Source organism: Rhodopirellula baltica SH 1 (genome assembly GCF_000196115.1).
Lineage (GTDB): Bacteria > Planctomycetota > Planctomycetia > Pirellulales > Pirellulaceae > Rhodopirellula > Rhodopirellula baltica.
Genome location: NC_005027.1, coordinates 2,847,596 through 2,860,421 on the forward strand (window position 1 = coordinate 2,847,596; position 12,826 = coordinate 2,860,421).

Here is a 12,826-nt window from a genome sequence, read left to right on the forward strand (position 1 = left end):
GCAAACGCATCAGAAAAAACGTCACGCGAGCCATGATGCCCGCATCGATCGCTGGACTGAATTCATTCCGTGATGGTCGCTGACGACACATCGATGCCATGTGCCGTCAGTTTCCGACTCGAAGATCAATCGAGTTTTCGAGCGACTTCTTCGATCTTGTAAGCTTCCAAAACATCGTCTTGTTTGATGTCGTTGAAGCCTTGAAGACGGATACCGCATTCCATGCCGCGAGGCACTTCCTTGACGTCTTCCTTGATCCGACGAAGCGTGTCGAGTTGGTAGTCACCAATCGTTCGCCCGTCTCGGTTGACTCGAATGCGGCAGTTCCGCTGAATCGAACCCTGTGCGACGTAGCAACCTGCGATCGTGCCAACTCGGCTGATCGAAAAGACTTGTTTGACCAACGCACGGCCGAGTTCGACAACACGTTCTTCCGGTTTCAAACGCCCTTCGATCAATGCACGGATGTCATCGGTCAACTTGTAGATGACGTCGTAGCGACGGATTTCAACACCGCGTTCTTCGGCCAGTGAACGAGCTTTGTCATCGGGAATCACGTTGAAGCCCAAGATGACCGCGTCGGAAGCACTTGCCAGTGTCGCATCGGCGAGCGAGATGCCACCGACACTGCGTTGCAGAACTCGAATCTCCACTTCGGGATGATCGAATTTGCTCAGCTCTTTATCGATTGCTTCCAGCGAACCACGTGCGTCGGCGCGGATGATCAAGTTCAGCTTCACGGTGTCAGCCGATTCGCCAAGCTTGCCGTCTTCCAGCATCTCTTGGAATGAGTCGAAGCTAACCTTGGTCGTAATACCCGACAAGCTCTGACGACTCGATTCACCTTCACGAGCACTCGCGATTTCGCGTGCCTGTGAAATGTCCTTGAGGACGTGGAAACGATCGCCCGCACCAGGAGGCGTGTCCAAACCCATCAAGCTGACAGGCGTACTTGGACCGGCTTCTGTAATCGGTTTGCCAGTCAGCGTGTCTTGCATTGCACGCACCCGACCGTGAGCCGGACCGCAAACCAAGATGTCACCGACTCGAAGTGTACCGTTCTGAACAATCAGTTTTGCAACCACACCGCGGTCACCCTGTTGTTCCGATTCCAAACACACGCCCAACGCCGATCGGTTCGGGTTGGCCGAGTACTCGTTCAGTTCAGCGATCGTCAACAATGTGTCCAACAACTCGTCCATCCCGGTGCCTTGGGTGGCACTGGTTCGAACGATTTCAACATCACCGCCCCATTCACTGGGCGTGAGTTGATGTTCGGTCAATTGAGTCATGACGCGGTTCGCATCGACCCCTTCGAGATCGATTTTGTTCAACGCAACGACGATTGGCACTTCTGCCGCTTTCGCGTGGCTGATGGCTTCTTCGGTTTGCGGCATGATGCCGTCATCGGCAGCCACCACCAACACGGCGATGTCAGTCACATTCGCACCACGAGCACGCATTTCGGTAAACGCTTCGTGACCAGGTGTATCAACAAACGTTACCGCGCGACCGTCTTTGTCAATCTTGTACGCACGAATGTGCTGGGTGATCCCGCCGGCTTCGCCCTTGACGACATTGATGCCAACCAAGTGATCCAGCAGGCTGGTTTTTCCGTGGTCAACGTGACCGAGGAAGGTCACAACCGGAGGACGAGCGACCAACGTGTCAGGGTCGTCAGCCGTTTCTTCGATTTCGGTGATCAGCTCTTGTTCGAGTGATTCAGCGGCCTTCAACTCGATATCGAGATCGTGTTCGGTCGCAAGCAACTCGGCGGTTTCGAAATCGATGTCCGCATTGATGTTCACCATCATGCCCATACCCATCAGGGTTCGCATCACGTCAGCGACACTCAACCCAGACCCTTCGCAGAAATTGCGAACGGTACACGGCAATTCGATCTGGACCTTTTCTTTCCGAGGTGCAGCGGTGTTGACGCCTTTACGACGAATACGAGGACGCGAACGTCGGTAATGATGACGATCTCCGCCATCGGAACCGACGATCCGCCGACCACCACCGCCACGTTGCCGTTCGGCACGAGCACTGGCCATTCCGGCCAAGCCCTTCTTCTTTGGCTTTTCGTCTTCATCGATGACGCGTTTACCACGTCCCGCGAGTCCAACGGTGCCTTCGGCTGTCTTCTTGCTGCGTTGCTTCTTGTCCGCTTCGTCTTGTTCGAGGCGAGCAAGCGGAGCTTTCATGCCCTGCTTGTGACCCTCAATGACATCGCGGGTCAGCTTGATGTCTGGTTTCTGAGCCGCTGGCCCGGAGCTGCCAGTCGGAGCAGCAGGCTTCGCTGGTGCACTGGGCAATTGAGCCAAGTTGACCTTGATACGAGGTTCGCGTTTCTTTGACTTGCCAGCATCACCGGCTTTGGCGGCTTCTTCCGGACGATTTCGCGAACGATCCAAGGATCGCATTTTTCCGCCAGCAGACGCGGAATCGCGACGCACGGCAGACAGAGGCGTTCCGGGAGTATTGGGAACGACACGGCCAGAGGAATTGTTACCCATCCGTCCCGCGATTCGGCTCGCCAAACCACCGCCCTTGTTGGACGAACCATCGTCATCCGATGAAGCGACTGGTGCGGATTCGCGTTTGGGTGATTCCGGTGCTTTGCGTCCACCGGAGTCCGATTTGGGACCAGGAACGCTTGGGGCTGAGGCAGCCGATTCGGGTTTGGTCGATTGACCATCCGTTTTGGCGCCCATGCCAATTCCGCGTCCGCTTGGTGAAGCCATACCGGTTCCGACTCCGCCAGTCTTTGGCAGACGAATCTCGGGTTTTGGCGAACCATCGGCTGCCGGTGCCTCAGGAGCTTTCGCTTCGGGAGCGGGCGCCAGTTTGGGTGTTCGCACGATCGGTGCGGGTTTGCCAACTGGGCGGCCACCATCGCGAATCGGCTGTGCCGGTGCGTTGGGATTGTCGGCGGCCTCCGCTGGTTTGGAAGGGCGGCCCACGTTGATCGCCGATGGCTTTCGACCGGTCGCACCGCTCAAATCACGAACGGGTGCAACGGGAGCCGTAGGCGTATCCTTCGTTGGGGGTGCAGCTTTTGGCTTTGGTTCAGATTTCGCAGCGGAACCGGCGAGATGACCTCGCACTTGCTGGGCCTCTTCGTCTGAGAGACTGGCCAGCGCGGAACCTTTGCCCGTGATGCCGGCTTTTTTCACCACATCAACGAGTTCTTTGCTGTCGAGATTCAGTTCTTTGGCGAGCGCGTAAATGCGTACTGGCACTGGGTCGGGGTCCTGTCAAATTCGATAGGTGAAGTCCGCTCGCAATTCCTTGCGGGTGCGGCTTCGTGGTTTCGTTCATCAAAATCGCATAAAAAGACCTCCATCGTTGCTACCGCCAGCCGGTGAAAATGCACCAAACTCGCTGAAAACAACGGGGAATTTCATAGCGTTCAAATTGTCCCAAGGACGATTGCAAAGACCAACTTTGCTTCTGTCCCACGTTAGGATAGCGTACGTGGCCCGTTTTTGAAAACGGCTCACTCAACCTTCCTGCTTGTTACCTTCGGCCTCAGACGATTCAACCGCTTCGGCGATCGGCTCTGGCTCTTCGGATTCAGTCTCGCCCTCATCCGCGACTGGCCCACTCACTTCATCAGCGGGTTCGACGGGGGCCTCTTCGGTGGAGGTAGTCTCCGATGTTTCGGTTGCAACTTCAGCAGCTGGCTGATCACCATCGGCTGCTTCTGCGTTCTCCGCATCCGCGGTTTCAGCGGTTGCTTCTTCCGTGCTCTCTTCGGCAGCTGGAGTTTCAGCCTTTGCCAGTGCAGGAGCGTTTTGGTCGGTTCGTTCCTGGTCGCGACGAACGCGTCGTTCTTCCGCGGCGGCTTGTTCTGCCTCTTCCGCTTTGGCTTCCGCCGTTTCGACGATCCGATCGACATCCGCTTCGCTCAAGCCGCTCATTTCCATGAACAGGTCGGGCTCGATCACGGACAAGTCGTCATATGACAAATAACCCTGTTCGACCAACGCCTGAGCGATTTCTTCGGTGATGCCTGGAATCTGGCTAAAACCACCCACCGCTCGTTCGATCTGTTCTTCGAGCTCGGCGTTGGTCATGATTTCAATGTCCCAGCCGCAGAGCTTGCTGGCCAATCGCACGTTTTGGCCACGACGACCAATCGCGAGCGAAAGCTGGTCTTCTTGAACCAACACGATCGCACGACCGATCATGTCGCACAACAAAACTTGATCGACTTCAGCAGGTTGCAAGGCGTTGGGGATCAACACTTCGGGATCGCTGTCATAGCGGACCACGTCGATGTGCTCACCGGCCAACTCTTCGCGAACGGCTTTGATCCGGCTGCCGCGATAGCCCACGCAAACACTGATTGGATCGATTTGCTGATCTTCGCTGCTAACGGCAACCTTGCTTCGGTAGCCAGGTTCACGAGAGATCGACTTGATGGCAATCACGCCGTCGTTCAGTTCGGGAATCTCTTGTTCAAACAAACGTTGTACGAATTGCGGCCGGGTGCGAGACAACACAACGCGAACGCGGTTGCCACCGGATGGACGGACTTCAAATACGATCGCACGAACGCGTTCGTTCGCATGCAGGCTTTCACCAGGAATTTGTTCGCTGCGTGGCAGGATGGCTTCGACGTTGCCCAGGTTGACGGTCGCCACGCCGCCGTCAGCACGCCCAATCATTCCGCTGACGATCTCACCGATCTGATCGCGGTATTCCAACATCAAGGCGTCGCGTTCTGCTTCGCGGACCTTTTGGATGATGACTTGCTTCGCCGTTTGAGCTCCGATGCGACCAATTTGATCGTCACCAAGAGGTTCGCCAGCCAAGGTCGCGGCGATCGCTCCATTGTCGCGACTGATCGATACAATCACATCCGATTCTTCGCCGTACTGCTTCTTTGCCGCGCTTTGTAGAGCCGACTCGATCGCCTGAAACAGCAGTTCTGGATCGATGTTTTTATCGCGATGCAGCGAATCGACGTATCGCAAAATGTCTTGCGGATTCATGGCGAAGAGAAGTCTTGTGACGAAAAGATAAAAAAACAGCCCGGACCGAATCGGCCCGGGCGAACGATTTCCCTGGTGATGAACCGAGACTATCGCTCGGCGGTTGAATTGTCAATCCGAACTGGGGTCAATCCAGCTGCGATTGTGGGGTTGGCTCCTCGGATGAGTCAGCTTCTTCCGTTTGTTCGGATGGCGTTTCGGATTGCTCCGGCGCCGAAGCAGGAGCTTCGGCCGGCGTTTCGTCCGCCGCCTCAGGTGCGCCCCCGTCTGTCGGAGCCTCCGTTTCCTTCGGTTGCTCCGGAGACTCCAAAGCCACCGCTTCGGACAACTTGCCCGATGGTCGCAGTTCGTACTCCTTGCCGTCGATCTCCAACAGAACCACTCGGGCCGATACCGATTTGACGCTGCCTTTCATCGATCCGATCTCAAACGAATCTCCGACTTGCAACTTCAGCGTTTCACCGCGAGTCCGAACGTTCATCCATGCCGTCCAGTCATCGCGTCCCTGAACCAACGCGGTCAAATAAGTCTGAGTCGCATCGTCAAACTTTGGAGGCAGTGGGTCGGGTTCTTTTGGCAGCGGAGGATTCTCAAGCTTGACTGCCAAAGTCTTTTCGATCTGACGGCGTGGATAACCGGTGTCTGTCATTCGAACGACAACCTTCAGCGGCTCGTCGCTGGATGCCGAAGATCCATCGCCTGATTTTTCACCGTCCTCAGGATCCGCAGGCGGGTTGAACGTGAACGTTCCCGAATCAGCTTTGAAGCTGGCCCATTCGGGCAACTCACCTTCCAACTCGTAAGTCACGTCAGTGCCTTCGGGATCATCGACCTTCAACCGGACATCTGTCTTTTCGCCTTTGACGGCAACCAAGGTTGCATCACCGGCATAGACAGGCGGTTGGTTGGGTGGCTGGAAGAAGTTTCGATTCAAGATCGTTTGCCGAGTTTCATCGAGTGACTTGGCAACCCGCCACGATTCGCGTTCCGGAATCTTCGCGTCGATCGCTGCGTTGTTCAGTGAGATCGCATCGATGGTCATCTCAACGTTCAAATCACCCGTTCGCGACGGTCCAAAGTTCAGTTCGCGAATTCGATGCAAGTAATCGCGAGCGTAAAAGTCGTGCAACAACCCGACCAACCCGTTCAACGTCGTTTTGCCAGAAACTCGAAAACCGTACCGATAATAGAGATCGCCAACCGGCGCATCGCTGACAGGGTCAACTCCTGCGTCTCTCAACCCAGCCTCGCGAACCGTGCCCAACAACCACGATTGGTAGATGCTTTGCGCCCGCTCGGGATTGCTGGGCAATGAACGCACCATGTACTCGCCCATCTGGCGATCGGCGTAGGCACCAGCCAACAACTTCTCGTTGAGCGTGTTGGCTTCGTTCTGCAAACCAGCCAAACGGTTGTCACGAAACTTGATCGCATCTCGGTAACGATTGAATCCCCACTGAAATGCAATGACTACGAACAGGCCACCAACGGCCATCGCTAAAAAGCGTTCACGTTGAGTCATGACTGCACCTCCGGTTGAACGTTTACGTCGAGGCTTGCCGACTTCGAAGCGTCCTGCGATCCCTGGTCAGATGAAGGTGCATCGGGATTCGGCGTGGATTCGCCGTCCTCACTCGGCTTGGTAGCAGGTTCTTCTTCGGCGGCCTTCGCAATCCGCTCGTAACGATCCGCGCGAACGCTTTCGGTTTCCACCGAGACTGTTTCGCGAATTTGCCAACGGTAAGCATCTTCGGTGTCAACTTGGCTCGCACCGTCACCAACAACGCGGTGCGATTCATCCCGCAGCGACGACTCCATTTCGTCAATCACATCGGGCGACGTCACCAATCCGGAAACGACCATCCGTCCGCCACCCTGACGGGAATCTGCCTGAGCGGAAACCTGTTTCAGAATCAACTGATCCGATGGCGGCAAGGCTGCGGCCAGACGTTCGATTTCTTCTAGCCAGTTCACATCAGCATCGAGGAACTGATCCACTCTCTCGGTTCGCTGAACGCTCGCGTCTGCCGTTTTGACTTGGTCTCGCATCGTCGCATTCGCGGCTTCCAGGCGTTTGATCTCCGAGTCGCGAGAACTGAGCTGACTCCAAAACATCCACCCCAGCCCCAACACGATGGCAGCGGGGATACCGATCATCGCGGCCATCTTGCCGCGATTGGTGCTCGGCGGGATGTACTGACGTGGATTCGCAAAATCGATCAAGCGATCCGCGTAAGCTTCATCGGCGACCAACAGACCGACTAACGGTGCTAGTCGACCAACTGTCTCGCCGACCGATGGTTCCACCGAGGGATCACAGTCGACAATCTGCAGTGGATTGATCAGCCGTTTTTCGGAAGGCGTGTCCTGCCCTTGGTCCAAGCGAGCGGCGAGCTGATCGAGCTCTTCGCGATGGCGATCGGGTGTTCCCCAAATCGCGATGTCACAAGGCGAACCCGATGCCCCGCAAGCGATCATGCTGCGGCGAAGCTCACCGGCCAACGCGTTGACCCGCGCCGGTGACTGCGAAGGCAATCGGACCGAACGAACAAATGAAACATCACGGCCCCGGAACAAAACGATTTCCGCTTCGTCACCGACCAAGTCAATCAATGCCAAAGTCGACCGAGTCGAATCGTTGGTCTTGTCCCTCAAGATGATTTGATAGAGTGCTGCCGCAGCGATGGGACGCAGTGCGATTCGACCGACGGTCATGCCCGCTTCGCCGATCGCTTTCCGGATTGGATCGAGCTTGCTCGCTCCGGTGGCCGAAACGATCGCTCGCACGCCCTTTTCGGTTCGGCTGGTCGGCAAATAATCCACCGTGGCACTATCGCCAGCGGACGCGAAAGTTCGCACCGCCTGGAACCGGATCATGTCCGGCAGTTCATCGTCCGGAACGGGTGGGAACTCCATCTGACGAAGCTCCGCTGAATCGCGACCAACCGCGACCAAGCACTCCGATTTTTCCAACCCGTGTTCTTGGATCCATTTGCGCAACGTGGATCCCACGCCGGCGGTTTGAATCGGCAAAATCGCGGCATCAACGATTCGAGTCTGCTTGCCGGAGACCTCTCCGACCACAATGCGAATCTGCTGTTCGTCCCAATCGACGGCTACTTTTTTAGTCATGGTGCAATAGTTTACTCAGTTGTTGTTCGGAACCACGATGTTTCCGCCCAGGACCGACAGATCGAACCCGCGACCCAAATGCGTCAGGTCTCGGTAGTGAACCACACGCGGATTGGGTGTGGACGCGTCGATGATGGCCTCGCCTCTGGCGGCCAAACCGGAGCCCGAATCGAACCCAATGACTTGAGCTCGAAAGACGTCGCCGCGAGCGGTTACCAGCGGCAACAACGCTCGCATTTGATCCACGGTGACTAAACCCTCCGTGAGCGGCCAAGTTTCGTGGTTGCGGTCAGAAGTCGTCCCCCCAACGTCCTGAGAGCGTGCTTCGAGAATCGCCGTCATCGTGTCCACATCAACCAATGGAACGCCCATCAACAATTCCGCCGGACACTCGTTCAGATTGATTCGGCCAGGCAAAACGTCGCCGTCTTGCGTCGTCAATTGATCCATCAAAAACGGTAGGAACTCGGCCAGCAAAGTGGGCTCGCCAATCAAAGGCGATGTGTACGTGAATGTTTCACCGTTTCGCTCCAACGAAACTTTCGCGTCGATCAGATCAAGAACCTGATTGAATTCGACAGCGGCACCTCCGGTTAAATCGAAATCGTCCAAGGCTTCGACGGACCACGGCAGCACCGTCCCTTCTGATTCAGAATTTGCGTTGTCAGCGTCCTGCGCCTCGATCCCCTGGGCCGCCAACGCTTCCGCACTCGCGCCACTGGCCACCGATGCGGCAAGCGACGACTCTCCCGAAATCCGATAAGCGACGATGAACGACGCGAACACTTCATCACCAATCGCGGTCATCAATTCTTCGTAGAGGACTTCCAGATCCTCGCCGTTGATATTGACTCTGAATTCGCCATCCATCGTCTTGTTGGCTTCGGCACCATGGACTGTCAAGTAACTGGCCCAACCGAGAACCCCAGGTGTTTCGATGCTGGCCGCATAGCGTTGCTGCTCGTCAGGGTCCAACACGCCGTTGCGATTGCTGTCTGCTCCAAACAACAACTGAGGAGTGACGCCGCGAACGAGCAGCAGTTCCTCCACCGTTTGCACCGGACCGTTTGCCGCCGCATATGGCGTCGCGAGTGATGTGTAGTACTCGTCTTCGCAACCGTTCTCCCGCGGCTCGGTGTCTTCATCGAGCCAGTCCAAAATCGCATCCGCGATCGTGACATCCATGCCTGGCAAAGTCATTAACAATGTCACGGCGATGTTTTCGGTCGACAAATCAGACTCCTCCGACGCGGTCGCATCGCCCAAGATGCCTCCCGCATCGACACTGCCACCGGACAGTCCCGTCAGCATGTTGATAGCATCCGAGTTTTCTTCCAACACGGTCAGTGCGTTGATGTTCAAACGAGCCGACTCGTTCTGCAATCCATATCGAATGCCACCCAGCGTCCCCATCTCGGTTAGTCCGGGCGCCAGCACGGTGAAGTTGCTGGTTGGGTTGCCCAGTGATCCATCCGTGATCGGCACACCCTGGAACATGTTCGGGTTGTTGAACACTCCACCGGCGTCCTCTCGCATCGAAGCGGGTTGAGCCAGGATCAAACGGACCGCTTCAATCCCGGAATCGACCGTCGATCGTGCTTGCACCAGATCGCCCGTCAAATATGCCGTTTCGTCCGCTGCGATCATCAAATCGGTGAACGAGTAAACCGCCATGGTCGCGACCGCAATCACGATCAAGACCAGCACTAAAAAGAACCCTTGGCGGCGAATGTTTCGCCCAACTGGTTTGGTGCACGGGTTCTGGCACTGATGTCCCAAGGACTTATCCGACTTTCGCAATGATTTATTCTGCGACGACATCAGGTGCCTCCGCGGTGCTGGCAGCTTCTTGCTCTTCAAGCAATGCTTCGCCGTCCTCTGGGAACGACATGGGAAGACGAATGACGTGAGTGAACACACGCCCTTCGGTTAAACCAATCGTGGTGGAACTCGCAGTCTCGCCGAACGCCGCACCCGGCGACGCGGGAGGGGCCAATTGCAAACGAACACGAACCGCCAACGGCAAATACCCGGTTTCGTCAGTGCTGTACTGCGGCAACCAATTCACACCGTCGTAGTATTCAAATGCGATCGCGACAACTTCAGGAGCGATCACTTCACCGGTCTGATCCAAACGGGACGATCCACCGGTCAACAACGCCTGCATGCTGATGGCTCGATCCAATTGCCGCCGAACCAAACCACCGCCGGTGGAAGACACGTTCGCGGTTGCGTTCGCATCCGTCGCAGCCAACTTTTGCATCTCGTCTTGAATTCCAAACGAGCCCGCGACCTGAACAAAATAAGTGACCGTTTTGATGTCGCTGGGTCGGTCCAAAAGATCAACGCCGGAGCTGATCGCCAAATCAGGATCGATGGCAGTTTGTTCCAAACTGGGTAAGTGGCTGACATCAATCTGCAACTGAGTTTCATTGCCGATCAAACCAGGCGACTGCAAAACGACTCCGGACGTTATCCCCATGTCCGATTCCAAAGTCGGATCGCCATTGAGCGTATCGGGATCATCCGGTGGCAATGCGTCATCCGCTTCGCCTCCGGAAGCGTCACCGCCGGTAAGGCCAAGACTTTCCAACGGAGCCGCCGCCGCGGACAACACATCCGACAAAGCGTCGGTGGACACTGGGCGAGTGACCAGCGTCATCCGCAAATCATCTTCGATCAGCTGCAATAAAGCTGACGCGAGTTGAGCTTCGCGAAACTGTTGCTCCGCATTGTCCATTTCACGAGCGTAGAAATTGATCGCACCGCTGATCAGCCCCATCAACACAACGCTGAGCGCGAGCGTCAAAAGCATTTCCAGCAAAGTAAAACCGGCTCGTGAAATCACAACCGACTTTCCGCAAGCGAACGACTTGATCGAGCGACGACTATTGGATCGATGCAGATTCAGCACTGGCTTCCTCCTCTCGCAAAGCGGCTTCTTCTTCAGCCATTTCTTTCAATCCCATCAACGGATCGATCATCCATCGAGTCAGTGAATAAGTGGCGAGTGCCGGACCGCCATCGGGATCCAAAGCTTCCACACTCACTCGAACGGCCAACATGCCTTCCATCGGAGCCGGCACAACGTCGATCTGCACCTGAAATGCTGTTGTCGCGTCGGTGTCCATCGCCTCCACTGGCATCGCCGGAGATGCCGCGGGCGTCATTCCGGTGGAAGCCGAAACGAGCAATTCCGACATCTTGCTGGACGCGATCAACCGAGCCTGACTGAGATCGCGAGCTTCCCGTGCCGCGTCCGTTCCCGTCCCAGCGATCTGGGCGAGGATGCCGAGAGAAACGCCCAAGATGGCAAGTGACAACATCATCTCAAGTAGCGAAAATCCGCATCTGAACGTGTCACTCGACCGACGCGGCAAACCGCTGATCATTCGATTTGCGTTCAAGGTGACACCTCGACGCTGGTATCCCCGGTTAATCCACGCAGCAACACAGCGCCCGATCCAGCCTCGATATGACTGAGCGTGATTCTCGCGTTGCTTGTCTGCCCAGTCGGATAGAAGTAGATGGGCGGAAAATCCGAAGAAGCGGTCAGCACGACTTCACCATTCGTATTAGGAACCGTCGCGGTGGTTGATTCGGTCGCGTTGATCAACAACGTCGCCGCTTCCGCGCTGCTCTGTCCGCCGACCGGCGAAGTCAGCACGGTGGTGATCGTCACGCCTTCGGGCATCTGAATGATTCTCGCGTCCGCTTCGACCGGTGTCACCGCGGTAGCGTTTAGTGCCTGCGAAGCCCCCGACAGCAATGCCGACTGGGAACCGGATTGATCGATTGCCTGAGTCCCATCCGCGGCGGAACCCAGCGGCGAAACAATCCAAGCATTCGATTGACTCGCGCCGGATGCGTCGACAAAGCTTGCCTCCGTCGGACGCAACACCATCACTCGCCCGTCTCGCATCGCTCGAACACGCAGCCGAGTCATCTCGGCAGCCAATTGATCCGTCCCGCGAACCAATCTGCGATCCGACAACAACGCACCAGCGGTTGGGATGACCACCGCCGCGATGGCGGCAAACACAGCCATCGCAAGCAACAGTTCCAACAAGGTGAAGGCGGCTCGCGACGCGAACCGAGTGCGCAAATGGCTGTCAGCGCGAGACGAATGCGTCATCGCGATCAGCCTGACACGATGATGTCATCATCCGTGTTGACTTGACCGTCGATTCCGCCGCTGCGAATCTCGAACGTGTTTCCATTCACGCTGTAGGTCAATGCGTTGCCCCAGGCATCCAGAGGGATTTCCGTGATGATCGGAGCAACCCACTTGGCTTTCTTTGCCGAGTCGCTTGGTCCATCGCGGAGTTGCTCCAACGTTTCCGGCAACGAGTTCATCCGGATCTGATACATCTGGATGTTGCTCTTGAGCGAATTGAGCTGGGTTGTCGTCGCGTTGGCATTCGCCTCGGCTTGGGCACCGGTGATGTTGACCAACACGATCCCGCCGATCACGACCAAGATCGAAAGCACCAACAACAGTTCCAGCAACGTGAAGCCGGCACGAGCAGCGGTGCTGCGACGAGAGCGAGGGGAAGTCATTGTCGCGGTTTGGCGACGGGCTCGGTGAGCCACACAGTGGTGATCAGTGAGCATCATGAGTCGAAACATTCTGCAAAGGTGGGATGGGTAGGAAGGGCACCCGCCCGACTGATCGGCTGGCACAGTGGCCGCCC

At 56.5% G+C, this 12,826-nt stretch carries 9 protein-coding genes; all 9 read right to left on the reverse strand.

Going from position 1 to position 12,826, the window contains the following annotated elements:
* Positions 1-125: 125 nt before the first annotated feature.
* On the reverse strand, positions 126-3,242 hold the full coding sequence (infB, locus tag RB_RS11090; protein ID WP_011120484.1) for a translation initiation factor IF-2: 3,117 nt from the start codon (positions 3,240-3,242) through the stop codon (positions 126-128).
* A gap of 261 nt (positions 3,243-3,503) precedes the next feature.
* On the reverse strand, positions 3,504-5,000 hold the full coding sequence (gene nusA, locus RB_RS11095) for a transcription termination factor NusA (RefSeq protein WP_011120487.1): 1,497 nt from the start codon (positions 4,998-5,000) through the stop codon (positions 3,504-3,506).
* A gap of 127 nt (positions 5,001-5,127) precedes the next feature.
* Entirely contained in the window at positions 5,128-6,522 is a 1,395-nt protein-coding gene (locus RB_RS11100) for a hypothetical protein (RefSeq protein ID WP_011120489.1), read from the reverse strand.
* Positions 6,519-8,132: a type IV pilus biogenesis protein PilM gene (locus tag RB_RS11105; protein ID WP_011120490.1), complete on the reverse strand. Its 1,614-nt coding sequence runs from the start codon at positions 8,130-8,132 to the stop codon at positions 6,519-6,521. The genes RB_RS11100 and RB_RS11105 overlap by 4 nt, the downstream gene beginning before the upstream one ends.
* Before the next feature lie 15 nt (positions 8,133-8,147).
* Complete coding sequence (locus tag RB_RS11110; RefSeq protein ID WP_164921874.1) at positions 8,148-9,953, reverse strand: type II secretion system minor pseudopilin; 1,806 nt, start codon at positions 9,951-9,953, stop codon at positions 8,148-8,150.
* Positions 9,937-10,980 carry a prepilin-type N-terminal cleavage/methylation domain-containing protein gene (locus RB_RS11115; RefSeq protein ID WP_164921875.1) on the reverse strand — a complete coding sequence of 348 codons (1,044 nt, stop codon included), beginning with the start codon at positions 10,978-10,980 and terminating at the stop codon, positions 9,937-9,939. Before RB_RS11115 ends, RB_RS11110 begins: the two co-directional genes overlap by 17 nt.
* A gap of 40 nt (positions 10,981-11,020) precedes the next feature.
* Positions 11,021-11,524 carry a type II secretion system protein gene (locus tag RB_RS11120; RefSeq protein WP_164922818.1) on the reverse strand — a complete coding sequence of 168 codons (504 nt, stop codon included), beginning with the start codon at positions 11,522-11,524 and terminating at the stop codon, positions 11,021-11,023.
* 11 nt (positions 11,525-11,535) lie between these two features.
* Entirely contained in the window at positions 11,536-12,267 is a 732-nt protein-coding gene (locus RB_RS11125) for a prepilin-type N-terminal cleavage/methylation domain-containing protein (protein WP_011120494.1), read from the reverse strand.
* Between the two features lie 5 nt (positions 12,268-12,272).
* A complete protein-coding gene (locus tag RB_RS11130) occupies positions 12,273-12,749 on the reverse strand; it encodes a type II secretion system protein GspG (RefSeq protein WP_007325029.1) in 477 nt (158 codons plus the stop codon).
* Positions 12,750-12,826: the final 77 nt, after the last annotated feature.